Genomic DNA, 18,460 nt, shown 5'->3' on the forward strand with positions numbered 1-18,460 from the left:
CAAATACATTTTTAGAGCAACAATTTAGCACAAATTATGCCTTTTTCAAGCAATTAATTAGCTTTGTAGAATTTATAGAAAATCTAATAAAGTCTGCTGTACTGATCTTGCCGAAGCTGTAAGTGATGCATTATAAACTAACTCTGCTGCCGAATAATTTACCACTACTTCTTCCAAATCAATATCTTCATTTTGCGACTTTAGATTTTTAAAATTAGTCTTCTGTTCTGTTAAACGAGCTTTAGTAAGGGATAGTCTTGTGTCCCTATTACCTACATCCGCCTTACATTCAGAAATTGTTGTTTGATATCCCTGCATCCAGCCAACGCCATTTTCATACACAGCAGTCATTTTATCCTCAGCTAATTCAAGTTGCTTTGTTAAGCCCTCTAAAATATCATTAAGCTTTAGCTGTGAATCACTATCTGAATACTGTTCCTGTGTTAACATGGAATTAACCTGCGTAACCTGTTCCTCCAAATCAAGAACGTTTTGCACCGCAGTAATCAAATCATCTATATTCCTACCTAAATAAATATCAAAAGCCTCACTAGCCTCAGTATTTATTTTAAGCTTTTGCGAGAAATTTATATTGTACTCAATGTTTTCTTGTTCTTTATTATACTCTATTTTTGAAATATTATCAATACAATCAAAATACATGGTTGGGTTTAAATCCCCTTTAATAAAATTATCCTTTCTATAAGTAAATGAAAATGCATTATTTTCATAAATATCCTTATATACATTCTCCCCAAGAAGCAATTCTCCTGTTGTTGTATTAATAGATATTTCATCCTCAGCTGGTACATAATTAGGATCAACTGTTGTTGTAATAGATATAGCTCCTCCAGTACTTGTTTGAAGGCTGCCATTTGTTGTTACATTTCCTTGTGCATCTACTTCTATTTCTGCTTCATTTCCTGCATAATCAACTATCTTAAATTCGCTTACAGATATATCTGAATAAGCAAGCTGTAATCTATGTACTGCCTCCACATTAGGAGTTATAAGTCTTCCTGTACTGCTATCATATTTAGCATCTAGATTTATAATATCTGCATTAGTATATGCATTGGTATATGCAGATTTAAGCGTCAAACTTTCCCTTGTGAATTTTTGTGTAATTGTATAGTCCACATCTGCTGCCGTTTCATCAGATTGATAAGTTAATGGTACATCAGTTGCAAAACCTGTAAACACATATCTACCTGCATAATCCACATCGCCTTCTGAATAAAAAGCCTGGCGTAGATTATTTAAACTCTCAGCAATGGTCTTTCTTTCAGCTGATGAATAGGAATCTGTTGAACCCTGAACACAGTAATTATAAAGATCTGTTAATACAGAATAACCCTCATCTAGAGCATCTTCTGTAACTGATAACCAGCTATCTGCATCAGAAATATTCTTATCTAGATACTGAGTTACCTTATCTAAACTTGAACGAAGTCTTAAAGCTCTAATTGCAACAATAGGATCTTCTGAAGGCTTATTGATCTTTTTCTGTGTTGAAAGCTGAGTATCAAGTGTGTTTAACTGATTTTTATTAACTTGAATGTTGGCAAGGGAACTATTAACCATCATTCCATTGGTAATTCTCATTGACATAAACTAACTCCTATCTTAACTACACGCCTGTTTGATTAATCAATTTATCATAAATCTGATTTAGAACAGACATCATCTTAGAACTCAAATCGTAAGCTTGCTTAAAAGTTACAAGATCCATGGTTTCCTCATCAAAATCCACACCCATTACAGACAATCTTTGATTTTGAATTGTAGTCTTTAAATTAGTATGGTTTTTTAGGAAATTATTAGCCTTGTTAGTATCAATGGATTCATCAGCAATAATACTTTCTAGAAAATATACTCCTGTTCCTCCATTAAAAATTTGTGCAGTCTGCAACTTACTTAACTTTTCTATTATATCGGCATTAGCAGCGCCAGTGTTTATACGCGACTTTGTTGCAAGCTTTGATGGATCAAGAGCTAATTCCTTATTAACAGTTACATTACTTGATGAGAAAGCTACCTGCTTATCCTTAATTACAAAAAGGGACATTCCAGGAGTTTCTCCATCAGATGAAAAACCTTGCTTAAATACATCATTAACAGCCTGTGCAAATATAGTCATAAACTTATTAAGCTGTGCCTGATAGTAGGGAATACCCTTAAAGCTTGTATTTTTTCCATCATAGTCCTTAAAATCAGTTGTAAAAAATCCATCTTCCGTATACTTATAATCTCCATTATCATCAGTAACAACAGCCTCAATCTGTCCATTACATCCATCCCTTATATCTATAAGTCCTTTAAGCTGCCCTCCAAGAGATGCTGAATAAATGTTAAATTCCTGGCCTGTATCCCACTTTATGTTATAAAGACCTGACACATCACTATTATTTCTTACTTCCTCATCCTTTCTACTTGAAACCACAAGTTCATGGTAACCATATGAATTAGTTAAGGTATTACCATCAATGTTAATTGTAAAGTTGGTAAGATTATTTCCTAAATCTTCTTCATTAGTTGTTATATTTACTATTTGTGCTAGCCTATCAACTAAGGCATTTCTAGAATCTCTTAAGTCATTGGCATTACCATAACAAGCCTCTATCTGATTTATCTGCTTACTTAACTGATAGATACTTTGTGCTAGAGAATTTATTTGTTCCACTGCATCTTTAACTTCGTTATTAGCATCTTCTTGAATATCCTTTAAATTAGATGACAAGTAATTAAAATAATCAGCCATACTAAGGGCACTTTGAATTAAAGAATTCTTAGCTGAATTATCCTCTGGTGTTAAAGTTACCTGGTTTACATTCTTAAAAAAATTATTGTATTCTTCTGTATATCCATTTAGTATAAACTCATTAAAAAAACTCTCTATCTGATTCATATAATTATTCTTAGCTTCATATTCACCATAATATGTCTGATTATTTCTATATTTCTCATCATAATATGTATCTCTTGTTTGTGTAATTTCATCAACAAGAACACCAGAGCCTAAAGTTCCGTAGGGTGCATAGGTTCTAAGAGAATCTGCAGCCATTTTTTGAGCTGTCTCCTTAGTGTAACCTTCAGTTCTAACATTAGATAGATTATGAGCTGTTACATTTATAGAAGCCTGAGCTGCCTGTAGACCAGAATATGCAATTGTTAATCCAAAAAATGTGGATGCCATAAATTACCACCTTTCTTTATTTAAGCTCCTAGCGATGTTACTAAGTGTTCTAGCATTTCACTAACAACATTAACATATCTAGAACTTGCATTATACGCATGTTGATATTTAATCATCTTTTGTAATTCTTCATCGGATGAAACTCCCATAGTTTCTGTTCTTTGATTGTCATAACCTGTTACCATATTTTGCTGATTGTTAACATAACTATCAAGAATATCACCCCAGGTTGCAAACTTTCCAACAAAATTATTGTAGTAAGAGTTAAAGGTTGCCTTAGAATATTCCTCAATATTAAAGGTTCCAAATCTTACATCCCAAGTATCAATAAGTTCATTAGCTCTTGCTAAATCTTCCTTATCTGTCTTAGTAGATAATGGGATTAAAGCAAGATTTTGTGCTGCCTTTGGGTTAATGCTTATATTACCTAATCTATAATATGACTCGTATTTTTGATCATTTAAATTGTTTCTAATATAGACATCTTCTCCATTAGCATCTTTAGCCTTAATATATCTTTGTGTATTATTTCTAGAAAAAAGTTCAACGCCAACTGTTCTATCACTATCCATTCCATAGTCCGTTTTTTCCATATCAAGAAACGAATACTCTATCTTATCAAAAGGAATAGCCCCACTACCATCGCCATTAGAATTACTATATAATTTTTCACCTGACTCATATGTATATGTACCATCATCATTTTTTACGCCCTCTACCTCTGCACCAAATCTGTTGTATAGCACAGACTCTGATCTGTTATTGTAATAATACATATCAGCCTGAATTGCATTGCCATTGGCATCCATAATTTCTCCAGATGTTTCCACTGTAATTTCTGGACATAACACATCATTTAGAGCTGTTACTATTCCATGTACGAGGTAGTCAAAAGAAGCCATAGCACTTAGAATCTGTGATGGATAAATATAAGTGTTGTAATATTCTTGTTTTTCAGAATAGGCCTCGTAATCCTTATTGTATTTATCTATACCATCTGCGCTAGTTAAGTCATAATTACTTGCATCTGGTCTTTCTGCCACGTATGTATAATCAACTACCATATTACCTCTTGCAAGAATAAGTCCCTTTAATTTTCCCTTATCTGTATCTGTTGCATTAGAAGCTGTTGCTAGGGCCTTAGCACTAAAAACAACTCTATCATAAACAGGCCAAGTTGGTTCTACTAAAGATGTCCCTTGAATATACTGTGTATCCATAACTGCAACTTCATTAAGGGAAACAAAGGGAACACCCTCTGCATTAATAATTATCTCGCCATTAGGACCTTCATAATAATCAAGATCCATATATTCACTAAGTTCATCAACTGCCTTATCTCTTTCATCCCTTAAATCATTGGCATGTTCAATGCCCGCAGCTTCTATGGCAGTGATTTTTTTATTATAATCAAAAATCTTTTTACCTAAGTCATTAATGGTTGCTACCATATTTCTTACTTCTGTATTAAGTGTTGTCTGGTAATTAGTAAGTCCTTCATAAATTGCTTCTGACTTATCTACAAAAGCTGTTGCTGTCTGAATTAAAGATGATCTAGCAACAGTACTTGTTGGGTTTTTAGTAAGTTCGTTTAATGAGTTATAAAGGTCTGTAAGATATGTTTGATAAGTTACACCCTGCATCTCGCCAAACAAATCCTCAATTTCATTAACAGCCTGATACTGAGATTCATAAAATCCAAGTCTTGCATTTTCAGATCTGTAGGCAGCATCAATAAAGGTATCCCTTATTCTTCTCACTTCAGAAATCCCTACACCAAGACCATACACAGGTGTTGTTACCTTATCATTAGTCTTAACAGGCATATACACTGTATCTTGAAAAGTTACCTGCTGTCTTGTATAGCCTTCTGTATTTATATTTGAAAGATTGTGTGCTGTCGCATTAAGCGCTATCTGTGCTGTTTTAAGTCCTGTTGTTCCTATAAAAAGACCAGCCATTCCATTTGCCATAATCTTCACCTCTATCTACTTACTTAAGTTAAACCCATCTATACTAGTCCATCTGCTAAATATATCGGTAAATATTAGTTTTTCTTAACAGCAACTAGGCATAAAAAATGAGCCCTATGAAATTCACCCAAATACTAAACAAATTTCTTGCTTATTTAGATACACTTCATGTGGCTCATTTTCTATTATATTAATTTTAAGAACTCCTTAGCTTTATATAATACTACTGTTTTGCATCAAAGCTAGCCGCAGTTGATATACCAGCCATGCTTTCAGTAGCTGTTTTTCCATAATTAGCAGTCTGTGGAGCTACCCTAGCACTTCTTGCTATGTTAATGTTAAATTCAATCATCTCCAAAGACTCTTTAAGTAAGAACTTATTATTCTCATTTATTTGCATCAAGCCCTTTACCGTTCTTTTAAGGGCTAAATAACTTTCCTGTAATCTATTATGTTCTAAAGGTCGTTTTCTTAACATCTGTACCACATCTTCCACCTTCACGTCTTTTGATGGTAAATGTAGAATATTACAGATCTCATCAACAACCTTGATTCTATCAGACTCTACTACACTTATTTTACTAATTAGTGCCTGCTCATCAATAAGAATAGCTTGTAGCTTCTCCACATCGCTATTAACAATGGCAGTTGTCTTTACTTTGGCAAGCTCATAAAGCTCGTTATACAAGCTATTCTCTTTATCCATATCTTTGATTAATGAATCAATTAAGCTAGCCATAATATTACCTCACTTCTTAGAATGTTAGAGTTGATACAGTATTAATAATCTTATCAGCTACATCGCTTGCAGATACCTGATATGTACCAGCTGCGATTCTTGCCTTAATATCTGCTATTTTATCTTCTCTAACATCTGGTGCACTTGCTACTGCACTTTTTGCTGTAGCATATGTCTTAGCTACGTCAGAAATTTCGAATTTGTCATTGGCACTTGCTACCTTTCCCACACCTTTAACATTACTTGTGGCATTTGCTTGATAAACCTGGCTCACTGCATTATAAGCGTCAATTCTCATATTCTTCGCCGTCCTTTCTTTCATTTCCTAAGACTTATAAAGAACTCCTCCAAATACCTTGTTTAAAGAAACTCTTATGCTTTACACTATTTTTATCGGTAGGTTAAACACTAAACTTAACCTAAAAAGTAATTTTTCTTTGTTCTTTTTTTAGTACAATCCTAAATTTTTACTTTTTATTATTTGTTACAGTATTTATATCGGATCATCTTTTTAAATCATAACACCTTATTTTATAAAATCAAAAATATAAAGGGTCATTAAATCTTGACCCTTTAATTTATTACTTATCTAAGAATCTCATCTTTGCTGTGGCCGTTCTCTTTGTTTTTTGTTCTATTGGCTTAGTTCCATAAAGCTGACTTAACTGATCTGATACCGTCTCTTTACAATTAGAACAATACTTTCCAGATTTAATTGGTGCCCCACATGACTGGCAGAATATAGCAATTGGTGAATCATCTGAAAAAACCAATCTTTCTTCTCTTACCCACTGTTCTATCTGCTTTGGACTAACATCGCAATCATCTGCAATCTGCTTTATATTGGCAACTCTATTATCTTCAATATAGCGCTTGACTTCCTGAAACTTATCTTCAAGTTTACTTATACAATCAGGACAAAGATTTCTATAATTCCCTCCTCCTACGTAATTGTATAATCTTCCACATCCACGACAATTCTTTACTTCCATAAAAGACCTCCTGTATATGTAAATTCAGTTAAAACACTTCCATTAACAACTAAAAGCCTTTACCAATACTAATAAATGCGCCATAACATTCTATCCCAAATTTTCTTAATTCTAGGGCAATAGCGTCAATTGTTGCTCCTGTTGTATATATATCATCCACGATCATTACTTTCTTATATCTTACAACATTTTTAGTAACTTGAAAAGCGTTTTTAAGATTTTCTATTCTGTTTGCTTTGTCTAAATTTTTCATTGGAGTTGTGTTCTTTATTCTATAGACCAATTCAGTATCCACAGGGATTCCAAGAATTTTTCCCATTTCATCTGCGATAATTTGAGCCTGATTATATCCTCTTGTCTTCATTTTTTCTTTACTAATTGGAACTGCTATTAGCACGTCAGGATTAATCAATTTAATCTGCGCCTCTAATGCATTACACATTTCCCTTGCATAAACTATTCCAAACTCTTTTTTATTCTTGTACTTAAATTCTGAAATGGATTTTCTAAGACTATCTGTATATTCAAAAGCAGAAAAAGATCTAATATAGATATGTGCATATTCTCTACAATCCTTACAATACTCATCTTCCGTATTATCAAGTTTCTTACCACACTTAAAGCATATAGGCTCTACAAGGATTGGTGCCTTCTTTCTACAAGGCTTACACATATTAAGCCTTATGCCATTAACTATTGGCCTTGGTCTTTTACAAATAGGGCAAGCAGGCGGATAAAAAACATCCACCATGCCCTGTATAAATTTTTCAAAATTAATTTTATCTTTATTATCCTTTGTCAATTCATTATCTCCCTTATTCGCTTGTCTAAAGAAGAATATCTTTTTGTATCTGTAATGTTAGCTGACATCTGTCTAAAAATTTCTTCTTCACCTACCATACATACACAAGTTCTTGCTCTTGTTACTGCTGTATAGAGGATATTTCTATTCATTAGCATCCTTGGTCCTTGATACATTGGAATTACAACTGCCGGATATTCACTACCCTGAGACTTATGAACTGTAATAGCATAAGCTAGTTCTAATTCCTCAAGTTGACCAAATTCATAATTAACAAATCTGCCATCTTCAAATTTAACAGTTACTGTTTCATTGAAGTTACTGATTTCATCAATTATACCTGTATCACCGTTAAACACTCCAGTTCCCCTGTCATAGGTTACACCGTATTTTGACTTTTTTTCCCATTCAAGTTGGTAATCATTTTTTATCTGCATAACCTTATCGCCTTCACGATAAATTGTATCTCCAAGCTGACGTTCCTGCTTAACTGGATTAGCTGGATTTAAAAAATCCTGCATAATCTTATTCAATCTATCAACACCTGTTGCTGACTTTCTTGAAGGTGTAAGAATCTGTATTTCTGAAATATCTGCATGAACATAATTAGGTAACTTATCTGACACCAAGGTCTTCATGGCATTAATTATGGCATCAGGCCCCTTTCTTCTAACAAAGAGAAAATCCTTACTGTACTTATTAAGCACAACCTCTTCCCCCTTATTAATTTTATGGGCATTCATAATAATTTCACTTGTCTCTGCCTGTCTAAAAATCTTCTCCAATTTAACAACTGGAAAAGCCTCAGAGGCAATTATATCTTTTAAGACATTTCCTGGTCCAACTGATGGTAACTGATCCACATCACCTACTAATATTAATTTTGTTCCCACAGCCACCGCTCTAATAAGGGAATACATAATATTAATATCAACCATAGACATCTCATCTACAATTATGACATCAGCCTCAAGGGGATTGTCTTCATTCCTTTCAAAAAACATAGAAAGTCCACTAGCCTTAGAATTGCTATCACTAGCTCCTCCCCCATTAATTTCAAGTAATCTATGAATGGTCTGAGCCTCCATATTACAAGCTTCAGTCATCCTCTTAGCTGCTCGTCCTGTTGGAGCTGCAAGTCTAATCTCTAATCCCTCAAACTGAAAATACTTAATAATAGAATTAATAGTTGTTGTCTTACCAGTTCCCGGGCCACCTGTAATAACTAATAAATTATTCTTAGCTGCCATCTTAACAGCCTCTTTTTGAATGTCATCTAGTTCAATGTCTTCTTCTTGTTCTATTTGAAGAATCTTTTGATTTAACTCTTCTTCATCTCTTTCTTCTAAAAGGGCAAGACCTTTAAGTCTTGCTGCTACATTGCCTTCCATGTAGTAGTTAAGACTTGAATATACATTAGTAATGCCATTATCATCGACTTTACATACTATTTTTTTATCCACGGATAAATCCATTAAATACTTATCGAAATCTACAATATCAATAAGCAAAAGAGATGTTACTTCCCTTAGCAATTCATCTTTAGGAAGATAGATATGACCATTTAGAGATGATTGACTTAGAGCGTAGCAAATACCGCTCTTAATTCTAAAATCAGAGTTTATCTTAATTCCAACCTTAGATGCTATTTCATCTGCTGTCTTAAATCCCACTCCTTCAATATCATCAGCTAATTTATAGGGATTTGTCTCTAAAATATTATAAATCTGATTTCCATATTTTTTAAAGATCTTAGTAGCTAGATTCATTGCAATTCCAAACTTTTGCAAATACATCATAGCCTTTCTCATGTCCTTTTTTTCCATAAGCTGGTTAGCTATATCCATAGCCTTATTCATGCTTATGCCCTTAATTTCAGCTAATCTTTCCGGTTCTTCTTCTATTATTCTAAAGGTATCATCCCCGAATTCCTTAATGATTCGGCTAGCCATCTTCTCTCCAACACCTTTAATTGCACCACTAGATAAGTATCTTTGAATAGAAGCTGTATCGTTAGGAGCTTGAAATTCATAAGAATCTATCTTAAATTGCATATAATAAACCGGATGTTTAACATAATTACCTGTGGCTACAATATATTCACCTTCATTTATGTAGCTTAGGGTACCAACACATGTTATCTCTTCTCCAGAATCATCAATTTCAAAAACCGAATATCCATTGTCTTCGTTTCTATATATTATTGATTCTATAAAGCCTTCAACTTCTTTTATGTCTTCGTAATCCACGATTATTCCTTTCTATATTGGAAACTTTGGCAAAAGCCATTTCTATAATATAATACCAAATATTCCCCCTAAACTAAACCTAATAATATTTAAAGGGTTGTATTATCAGATGTGCCAATAGACTGAACCTTGTCAACTGTTTCCACTGTGGAATAATTTCTCTTCATCTGCTCATATAACTGCATAGCAATGCCAAGGCCCTGACCACCGCTTTCATATGAGCTTTTTGTAATTGTGCTTGCAAGCTGAGATACTAACTCATCTCCATAATAATCACCTAATGTAGACATGGCAGAATCCTTACTTCCTAAATTGCCTACTAGTGAATTAAAAAGAGATGTGCTATTTTCTGAATCATCGCTAGCACCGTCGATGCTAGTCATTTTCTGCATTGACTTCATAACCTGCTCAACTAAATAACTCTCAAACTCCTTAGCAACCTCCATTAACTCTTCATCTGTGGCAGTATTAAAGTTTGTAGAATTAATTTTACTAGTTAATGCAGTACTTGAAGCATCATAAACATCTGCATAACTTGAATTAGCCAAACCTGAAATCTTAGCCATTTGTTTTCCCTCCTTTTCTAGTAAAAAGAATCAATATAACAACTCCCTTTACTACTCCCCCATAAAGATTAATTTTATATTAATCTATTTATCTCTTAAGATTATTAGCCTGTTCCATCATTGTATCTGATGTAGTAATTGCTTTAGAACAAAGCTCATAAGCTCTTTGAGCTGTAATTAAATTAACCATTTCATTGGCAACCTGAACATTAGAAGCCTCTAAGTAACCTTGTTTAAGAGTACTTTTCTTTCCAACTTCATCATATTCTTCACTTATTGGAACCCCTGAACTTTCTGTCTCCTTATAAAAATTGCCACCTATCTTGTCTAATCCCGAAGGATTTGTAAATTGATAAAGAGCTATTTTCATTCCAAGAGGCACTGGATTATTAGATTCATCTGGATATAATAATTCTCCATCCGTAGAAATTGTAAGTTCACTAACCTTATAATCCGTAGAAAGAATTATAGGATTATCATCCACATCAAGAATAGGATAACCATCTGCTGTGGCAAGCATCATGCCATCAATAGCAGTTGCCATATAAAGATTACCATTTCTTGTATATACTGTTTCTCCATCTAAGTCTCTTGCTGCAAAAAAGCCTTCACCAACAATTGCAAAATCCGTATCACTATCTGATGAATTTAGTGAGCCCTGTGAAAAATAAGATGTAATGGAAGCCACTCTAGTACCTAAACCCACCTGAGCTGCCACAGGTTTTTGTTCTATATTTGCAGTGGTAGTCTTGCTTTGGAGATCTTGATAAAGTAAGCTCTTAAACTGAGTAGACTCTGATTTATATCCCACTGTATTAACATTAGCTAAGTTATTTGCTATTGTATCCACACTTGTCTGCTGTGAAATCATTCCTGATGCAGCAGTCCATAAAGATCTCATCATAAGACATAACCTCCAAGACATAATATTCTTTCTCATCATATCTATCGGCAACTAGCTTTATATACTTAACCCCTATTTATAAAAAAATCGAGTAGGCTGACTCCTACTCGATTTCGCACACGAACATTCCGCACTTAGTGCTCCATGTTCTTACGACCGGCAAATGAATTTGTATGCAAGCATCCATTCGCTTGCCGGTCTTGTGCAACAAAAAAGTGAGATACCAAAAAGTATCTCACCTAAATCTACAATTCTGAAATTGTAACCATCTTAGCCAACATGCTATCAATGGAATTCATTATTTTTTGATTGCTTTCAAAATTTCTAGCAATAGCAATCATATCAATCATTTCATTAACCACATTAATATTAGAGCTTTCAAGATAACCCTGATTAACAGTTGCATCTGCTTCCTTTAATTCAAAGCCATCAACTGTCTTATACAGATTCTCTCCAAAAGCCTCTAAATAATCATAGTTTTCAAAATCAACAAGGGCAAATTTATCAATAAATACATCATCAGCATAAATATTACCAAGAACATCTACACTAAATTCATCTGTATTGGTTGGTATCTGAATCCTACCATTCTCACCAAGAACAAAGTCTCCATCTTTAGTAAGTAAATATCCATCCTTATTAATCTGAAAAGCTCCGTCTCTAGTATACATGGTTGTAGTTTCACCCTGTTTACTTGTATATTCAATAGAGAAAAGTCCAGAGCCAGCTAGAGCAAAATCAAATTCACTTTCTGTCGCCCTTAGGGCTCCCTGTGCCCAATCTCTATAGGTTTCACCTATCTTAACTCCAAGATTCATATTACCTATCTGTTGATTAATATAATTAACAGATGAGTCCTTAATCTTAATTCCATAAACAGTGTCAAAGGACTGAGCAGACATGCCCTCCTTCTTATATCCTGTAGTTAAGGAATTAGCTAAGTTATTAGAAACCAAATCTAATCTTTTTTGTTGTAATGTTAATCCTGAATATGAAGTATATAGACCCTTTACCATAACGACTCCTTATCTATAGTTTAAAAACGTCTAGTTACGGGTCCAAAATCAGGTCTAATTAATCTAAAAAAGTATTAAACGTTTTAAAACTATTTATCGTCTCTATAACCTGCTAAGAATTCAATAAACTTACCAGTACCAATTGCTACTGCTGTCATTGGATCTTCAGCTGTCATTGTGTTAATACCTGTCTTAGCTTCAATTAAGTCTTCAAGACCGTTAAGTAATGCACCACCACCAGTAAGTACAATACCTCTATCAGCAATATCTGATGCTAATTCTGGAGGAGTCTTCTCAAGTACTGAGTGAACTGCCTCAACAATCTGAGATGTAGCTTCTCTTAAAGCTTCTTCTGTCTCTTCTGATGTAACTTCTACAGTCTTAGGTAAACCTGTTACAAGGTTACGACCTCTTACATTCATTGTTTCAACTTCAGCTCTAGGATAAGCAGAACCAATCTTAATCTTAATATCTTCAGCTGTTCTTTCACCAATTAAAAGATTGTGCTTCTTTCTCATAAATCTAACTAATGCTTCATCAAAATCATCACCAGCAATCTTAATTGAAGTACTAACTACTGTACCACCAAGAGAAATAACAGCAATATCAGTTGTACCACCACCGATATCAACAATCATATTACCACATGGTCTTGAAATATCGATACCAGCACCAATTGCAGCTGCAATTGGTTCTTCAATAATAGCAACTTCTCTTGCTCCAGCCTGAAGTGTAGCATCTTCTACAGCCTTCTTCTCTACTTCTGTAACACCAGAAGGTACACAGACACTAATTCTAGGCTTCTTAAGCATTCTCTTGCCTACAGCTTTCTGAATAAAATACTTAAGCATCTTCTCTGTTACTGTATAATCTGAAATAACACCCTGTCTTAAAGGACGAACAGCTACAATATTACCAGGTGTTCTACCAAGCATAAGTCTAGCTTCTTCACCAATAGCCTTAATCTTGTTAGTATCTCTATCAAAAGCTACAACTGAAGGTTCCTTTAATACAACGCCCTTTCCCTTAATATATACTAAGATACTTGCAGTACCTAAATCTATTCCAATATCTGTTGAAATCATCTAATTTTCTCCTTTCACATCCTGTAAACAACTCTACAATTGTTTATCTTTCCTCTTATTTATGCTTATTAATCAATTATTATCAATATACTATGTCTTAAATTTCCCAAATGACCACATAGTCGTTAACATTATAAACAATTTAGATAGATTTTTAAAGTACTAATTTTAAAAAACAATAAAATAAGACAAAACATTTTATTTATTATGTATAAATTCTATGCCAATAGGATTTGAAAAAAGTCCCTTTAGATGTTCTCAAAAGTATATCGGCATCCCTTTACAAAAATTTATAGCTTTAATAAAAATAAAAATATTTTGTCCGATTTTTTCATATTAAATTATGTAATTTTTATTCAATACTATCTAAAATCTTGTGTAATACCTTATAAAGTATCTCTGATTCTTCCTTTGTAAGGTTAATACACTTACCCATTTTTTCAGGAATCTTAACAGCCTTCTCCTTTAATTCATCCCCTTCTTTAGTAAGTGTTACATTTAGCACTCTCTCATCTTTAGAATCTCTTTTTCTAACTAGCCAACCCTTCTGCTCTAACTTCTTTAAAACCGGTGTTAATGTTCCTGAATCAAGATAAAGATACTCACCTAATTCCTTAACATTCATAGTCTTGTGTTCCCACATAACCATCATTGTAATGTACTGTGTATATGTTAAATCAAGGGCATCAAGAAAGGGTTTATATTTCTTAACAATTTCCTTTGAAACAGCATATAATGGGAAACATAACTGATTTTCCAATTTTATTGCATCGTATTTATCTTTCATATTTATCCTCCAAAGTACATACAAATTTACAAAATAACGTAATATTCGTATCCTTATATAAGCAATTTAATTGTATTCAATTTATCATATTTTTTATAAAAAGTAAAGTCAACTAATACAAAAAAGTTCATTTCAAAAAGTTTTTAGGCTTCTTGAAATGAACTCTTATTCTTATAGTCAAGATTCAGTCGGAGCTTGTACCCCCGACTGAGTTAAATTATTCCACGAGACTTTCAGCTCTCTTTAATGATTCATCAATGTTCTTACAGAAGTTTTCTTCTCCTACAAGACTAATAAATCCAGCATGTTCCATTACTGACTTTGGCTGATCTTGCACATGACTTAATACTAAAGTAATGTTTCTTTTCTTACATAAAGCATAGATATTTTTTAATGAACGAAGAGCTGTAACATCCATTGCTGGAACACCTCTCATTCTAAGAACTAATACCTTTACATCACTAGCAAGTTCAATATTAACGAATTTATCAGCAGCAGCAAAGAACATTGGTCCAATAATTTCATAAACCACTGTATTCTTTGGAACCTTCTTTAATCTAATTGCTTCTGGGTCATTGTTCTCATCAATATCTTCACCAACATATTTCCAGCCCTTAACATCAGTAACATTAGCCATTCTATTAAGGAATAATAATGCAGCAAGAACAATACCAACACCAATAGCTACAACTAAATCAAAAACTATAGTAAAAATACATGTTACAAGTAATACTAAAATATCACTCTTTGGTGAATGCTTAATTAAATTAACCATTTCTCTCCAGCCACTCATATTATAAGCAACCTGGAAAAGAATAGCTGCAATACATGGCATTGGAATCCATGCTGCATAAGGCATAAGCACAACTAATATAAGTAAAAGTGTAATTGAATGAACCATACCAGCAATTGGTGTACGTCCACCATTCTTAACATTAGCAGCTGTACGAGCAATAGCGCCTGTAGCTGGAATACCACCAAACAATGCTGAAACAATATTACCTGCACCCTGTGCTACTAATTCCTGATTTGGCTTATGTCTACTACCAATCATACCATCTGAAACTACACAAGATAATAATGATTCAATACCAGCAAGTATAGCAATAGTAAATGCATCAGGTGTAACTGTCTTTATTATATTTAAATCAACATGAGGAACTGTAAGACCTGGTAACTTATTGGAAATAGTATATAAATCACCTATTGTCTTAACGTGCATGCCTAGCTTAACCATAATTACTGAAACAATAACAGCAATTAATGATGCTGGGATTTTATCAAGCTTCTTAAATCTAGGCCAGATAATAAGGATAGCAAGTGATACAACACCTACTATAAGTGCCTCATAATTAAATGTGTTAATTGAATCAACACAAGCCTTTAACTTATCCATTGTCTCTATTGGAGATGTCTTAAATGTTAATCCAAGGAAATCCTTAATCTGTCCTACTAAGATAGTAACAGCAATACCAAAGGTAAATCCTGTAGTAATTGTATAAGGAATAAAACGAATAAGGTTACCAAACTTTAAAAAGCCCATTACAACAAGAATAATACCAGCCATAATAGTGGCAACAATAAGTCCATCCATTCCGTTTTTAGCTACAATACCAGCAACAATAGTTGCAAATGCAGCTGTTGGACCAGCAATCTGAACATTGCTACCTCCAAGGAAAGAAATTACAAAACCTGCAAAAATTGCAGTATAAATACCCTCTTCCGGACCAACTCCAGATGCTAAGGCTAGGGCAATAGATAATGGTAGCGCAATAATGGCTACAATAATACCTGAAACCAGATCGGTTGCAAATTGCTTCTTAGAATAATTCTTCATGCAATCGAAAAGCTTTGGCACAAATTGATTCATGATATACGTCCTACTTTCTTTTTTTATAAATATAAAATTTTCATAAACCGTTTTAAAGTATCATACTGGAAAATTTTTTTCAAGATATTTTGCCCATAAAAAAACTAGGCAGTAAAATCTGCCTAGTATTTTTTCTAAATTAAATTGTTATTATGCTAATGTACAATTATCTGATAAGAACTTAGCTACATTAGCATAGAGGCAATTGTAACCAATTTCTGCATTCATTTCATTACCATATTCAGAAAGAATTGCATTATAATCATCGTAACCATACTGGCTAGCAAGCTGTGCACCCTGATCATTGATTTCATCAGCAGTTACTGTAATATCATTATCTGCTGCAATAATTGTATAAACCATCTTCTCAAGTAAATATGTCTTAGCATAATCTGTTGCATAGTCATTAAATGCATCCTGGTTTTCAAAACCATAAACTGTCTTAATATATGTTTCTAAATCTGTAATTCCATAATAAGAACCATATGTATTATATTCTGTTTCAATATTCTTATTAAGTGTATCAAGTAACTGATTTAATTCATCTTCTGGATAATCATTAACTTCAAGGCCATCTGTAGCAAGCTTATACACTGCACTTGCCTTAGCCTGAACTAAACTATTTTGTGCCTGTGTTTCTAGGGAAGCCTTTACAGCTGTTCTTAATTCATCAACTGTTGTGCAACCTTCGTATCCAAGTGTTGAAGCATTCTCTGCTACAAATGAATCAGTCAATTCTGGAATAATTTCCTTCTCAATGTAGTTAACCTTAACTGTAAAGATAACTGACTTTCCAGCTAAATCTGATGATGAATAATCAGAAGGGAATGTACAAGGAATATCATATGTCTGACCAACCTGTAAACCAATTAATCCCTGATCTAAATCTGTAATAAACTGACCTGAACCAACTGTATATGACACTGATGTTGCTGTACCACCCTGGAATGCCACACCATCTAACTTACCTGAATAATCAAGATTAATTACATCATTCTCTTTAGTTTCACCTTCAGTTACCTGCTGTGTTTCCTTTAATTGCTCTAATAATGTCTGAATCTGAGTTTCAACAGCATCATCTGTAACTGTATATGCTGATGTATCAAGCTCTATTTCACGATTCATATAGCTAGCAGAATCTATATTCACATACTTCTTATAGATATCTGCATTTGTCTTAATTGTTCCTGCATATTCTTCAGCTGTAATTGCAGTATTTTTACTTGAGACTTCTTCAGCCTTTTTTGTACCCTTGCTACATGCTACAAGTGAAGTAGCAAGTACTGCTGCAAGCATAACGCCCATAAATCTTTTTCTCATTGTCTTCACCATTTCCTTATTTACAAAATATCCCACCCATATAAATACCTACTCTTTTAGGAGTGGACCTTTTTATTTATATCACATTTCATATTTAATTTAAAGGATATTCACATTTTTTTCATAAATCCAGGAAAGAACTTATACAGTGTCAAAATTACTTTTAAATTTCCCTTCTTACAGTTATAATTAAGATAACAATTAAACTAAGGAGCAAGATATGATTCGATTATTATTAGTGGCAATATGGATAATTATTTTCTGTATTCTAAGTCTAATCCTTCTTCCAATAGGATTCATTATAAGCAAGATCAATCGAAGTGCTAGCCAAAAATACGCTGCAGTACTAGTTAAATTCGTTCTTAAAGGAATTCTGTTTCTTTCAGGAACCAAGGTAATTATTAAGGGATTAGAGAATATACCTAAAGATGAAGCTGTTTTATTTGTAGGAAATCACAGAAGCTACTTTGATGTGGTAGTAGCATATACATTAGTACCTCTAAAGACTGGATTTGTAGCTAAGAAGGAAATGAACAGACTTCCAATTATTAGACAGTGGATGAGAATGCTTAGATGTCCTTTCCTTGATAGAGATAATATCAAAGAAGGCCTAAAGACTATACTTAAGGGCATTGAATATATTAAAGATGGCACATCAATCGTTATCTTTCCTGAAGGAACTAGAAACACAGGCGATGGCATGTTAGAATTCCACGCTGGTTCTTTCAAGCTTTCAGAAAAATCAGGTTGTAAGATAATACCAATGGTACAAAATAATACTGATGAAATTTTTGAAAAGCATGTTCCTTTTATTAAGAGAACAAAGACAATAATAGAATTCTTACCAGCAATTGACTTAAATAATATGACTAGAGATGAGAAAAAAGAAGTACCAGCTAAGGTTAAATCCCTTATTCTTGAAACTTATAATAATAACAAGACACTTCTTAATAACTAAAGA

General features: G+C 33.4%; 16 protein-coding genes. 1 reads left to right on the forward strand and 15 read right to left on the reverse strand.

Translation table 11 applies throughout. The annotated features are described in order from the left end of the window. Positions 1 to 72: 72 nt before the first annotated feature. From T537_RS0103285 to tig, 15 genes are all read right to left on the reverse strand, one after another. Positions 73 to 1,611: a flagellin N-terminal helical domain-containing protein gene (locus T537_RS0103285; RefSeq protein ID WP_031556270.1), complete on the reverse strand. Its 1,539-nt coding sequence runs from the start codon at positions 1,609 to 1,611 to the stop codon at positions 73 to 75. A 19-nt stretch (positions 1,612 to 1,630) separates the two neighbouring features. Then, positions 1,631 to 3,196: a flagellar hook-associated protein FlgK gene (gene flgK / locus T537_RS0103290; RefSeq protein ID WP_031556272.1), complete on the reverse strand. Its 1,566-nt coding sequence runs from the start codon at positions 3,194 to 3,196 to the stop codon at positions 1,631 to 1,633. 20 nt (positions 3,197 to 3,216) lie between these two features. Then, positions 3,217 to 5,169 carry a flagellar hook-associated protein FlgK gene (flgK, locus tag T537_RS0103295; protein ID WP_031556274.1) on the reverse strand — a complete coding sequence of 651 codons (1,953 nt, stop codon included), beginning with the start codon at positions 5,167 to 5,169 and terminating at the stop codon, positions 3,217 to 3,219. Between the two features lie 223 nt (positions 5,170 to 5,392). Then, the gene (locus T537_RS0103300; protein WP_031556276.1) at positions 5,393 to 5,908 is read right to left on the reverse strand and encodes a flagellar protein FlgN; all 516 of its coding nucleotides are present in this window, start codon (positions 5,906 to 5,908) and stop codon (positions 5,393 to 5,395) included. A gap of 16 nt (positions 5,909 to 5,924) precedes the next feature. Then, entirely contained in the window at positions 5,925 to 6,206 is a 282-nt protein-coding gene (gene flgM, locus T537_RS0103305) for a flagellar biosynthesis anti-sigma factor FlgM (RefSeq protein ID WP_034210022.1), read from the reverse strand. 283 nt (positions 6,207 to 6,489) lie between these two features. Further along, on the reverse strand, positions 6,490 to 6,900 hold the full coding sequence (locus T537_RS0103310) for a flagellar protein (protein WP_027437002.1): 411 nt from the start codon (positions 6,898 to 6,900) through the stop codon (positions 6,490 to 6,492). Between the two features lie 49 nt (positions 6,901 to 6,949). Then, a complete protein-coding gene (locus T537_RS0103315) occupies positions 6,950 to 7,702 on the reverse strand; it encodes a ComF family protein (protein ID WP_051554832.1) in 753 nt (250 codons plus the stop codon). Then, entirely contained in the window at positions 7,699 to 9,936 is a 2,238-nt protein-coding gene (locus T537_RS0103320; protein ID WP_027437000.1) for an SF1B family DNA helicase RecD2, read from the reverse strand. The genes T537_RS0103315 and T537_RS0103320 overlap by 4 nt, the downstream gene beginning before the upstream one ends. A gap of 104 nt (positions 9,937 to 10,040) precedes the next feature. Further along, complete coding sequence (locus T537_RS0103325; RefSeq protein WP_031556279.1) at positions 10,041 to 10,517, reverse strand: hypothetical protein; 477 nt, start codon at positions 10,515 to 10,517, stop codon at positions 10,041 to 10,043. 88 nt (positions 10,518 to 10,605) lie between these two features. After that, entirely contained in the window at positions 10,606 to 11,421 is an 816-nt protein-coding gene (locus tag T537_RS0103330) for a flagellar hook-basal body protein (protein ID WP_031556281.1), read from the reverse strand. Between the two features lie 245 nt (positions 11,422 to 11,666). Further along, positions 11,667 to 12,437 (reverse strand): flagellar hook-basal body protein, encoded by a 771-nt coding sequence (locus T537_RS0103335; protein ID WP_031556284.1) that lies wholly within the window; start codon positions 12,435 to 12,437, stop codon positions 11,667 to 11,669. A gap of 89 nt (positions 12,438 to 12,526) precedes the next feature. After that, complete coding sequence (locus T537_RS0103340) at positions 12,527 to 13,522, reverse strand: rod shape-determining protein (RefSeq protein WP_027436996.1); 996 nt, start codon at positions 13,520 to 13,522, stop codon at positions 12,527 to 12,529. A gap of 352 nt (positions 13,523 to 13,874) precedes the next feature. Next, on the reverse strand, positions 13,875 to 14,309 hold the full coding sequence (locus T537_RS0103345) for a MarR family winged helix-turn-helix transcriptional regulator (protein ID WP_027436995.1): 435 nt from the start codon (positions 14,307 to 14,309) through the stop codon (positions 13,875 to 13,877). A 217-nt stretch (positions 14,310 to 14,526) separates the two neighbouring features. After that, positions 14,527 to 16,179 (reverse strand): SulP family inorganic anion transporter, encoded by a 1,653-nt coding sequence (locus T537_RS0103350; RefSeq protein WP_031556286.1) that lies wholly within the window; start codon positions 16,177 to 16,179, stop codon positions 14,527 to 14,529. Between the two features lie 150 nt (positions 16,180 to 16,329). Further along, entirely contained in the window at positions 16,330 to 17,499 is a 1,170-nt protein-coding gene (gene tig / locus T537_RS0103355; protein ID WP_197018732.1) for a trigger factor, read from the reverse strand. A gap of 220 nt (positions 17,500 to 17,719) precedes the next feature. On the opposite strand from tig, the gene T537_RS0103360 reads away from it, so the two are divergent. Next, positions 17,720 to 18,457: a lysophospholipid acyltransferase family protein gene (locus T537_RS0103360; protein ID WP_031556291.1), complete on the forward strand. Its 738-nt coding sequence runs from the start codon at positions 17,720 to 17,722 to the stop codon at positions 18,455 to 18,457. The last annotated feature ends 3 nt before the right edge of the window (positions 18,458 to 18,460 follow it).

The organism is Lachnospira multipara LB2003 (assembly GCF_000702205.1).
Classification (GTDB): domain Bacteria; phylum Bacillota; class Clostridia; order Lachnospirales; family Lachnospiraceae; genus Lachnospira; species Lachnospira multipara_A.

Excerpts from the sequence above, each read along its gene's own strand:
- T537_RS0103330 (WP_031556281.1), bottom strand. The coding sequence starts at position 11,421 with ATGATGAGATCTTTATGGACTGCTGCATCAGGAATGATTTCACAGCAG.
- flgK (WP_031556272.1), bottom strand. The coding sequence starts at position 3,196 with ATGGCATCCACATTTTTTGGATTAACAATTGCATATTCTGGTCTACAG.
- tig (WP_197018732.1), bottom strand. The coding sequence starts at position 17,499 with ATGAGAAAAAGATTTATGGGCGTTATGCTTGCAGCAGTACTTGCTACT.
- T537_RS0103340 (WP_027436996.1), bottom strand. The coding sequence starts at position 13,522 with ATGATTTCAACAGATATTGGAATAGATTTAGGTACTGCAAGTATCTTA.
- T537_RS0103350 (WP_031556286.1), bottom strand. The coding sequence starts at position 16,179 with ATGAATCAATTTGTGCCAAAGCTTTTCGATTGCATGAAGAATTATTCT.
- flgM (WP_034210022.1), bottom strand. The coding sequence starts at position 6,206 with ATGAGAATTGACGCTTATAATGCAGTGAGCCAGGTTTATCAAGCAAAT.
- T537_RS0103335 (WP_031556284.1), bottom strand. The coding sequence starts at position 12,437 with ATGGTAAAGGGTCTATATACTTCATATTCAGGATTAACATTACAACAA.
- flgK (WP_031556274.1), bottom strand. The coding sequence starts at position 5,169 with ATGGCAAATGGAATGGCTGGTCTTTTTATAGGAACAACAGGACTTAAA.
- T537_RS0103360 (WP_031556291.1), top strand. The coding sequence starts at position 17,720 with ATGATTCGATTATTATTAGTGGCAATATGGATAATTATTTTCTGTATT.
- T537_RS0103310 (WP_027437002.1), bottom strand. The coding sequence starts at position 6,900 with ATGGAAGTAAAGAATTGTCGTGGATGTGGAAGATTATACAATTACGTA.
- T537_RS0103300 (WP_031556276.1), bottom strand. The coding sequence starts at position 5,908 with ATGGCTAGCTTAATTGATTCATTAATCAAAGATATGGATAAAGAGAAT.
- T537_RS0103345 (WP_027436995.1), bottom strand. The coding sequence starts at position 14,309 with ATGAAAGATAAATACGATGCAATAAAATTGGAAAATCAGTTATGTTTC.
- T537_RS0103325 (WP_031556279.1), bottom strand. The coding sequence starts at position 10,517 with ATGGCTAAGATTTCAGGTTTGGCTAATTCAAGTTATGCAGATGTTTAT.
- T537_RS0103285 (WP_031556270.1), bottom strand. The coding sequence starts at position 1,611 with ATGTCAATGAGAATTACCAATGGAATGATGGTTAATAGTTCCCTTGCC.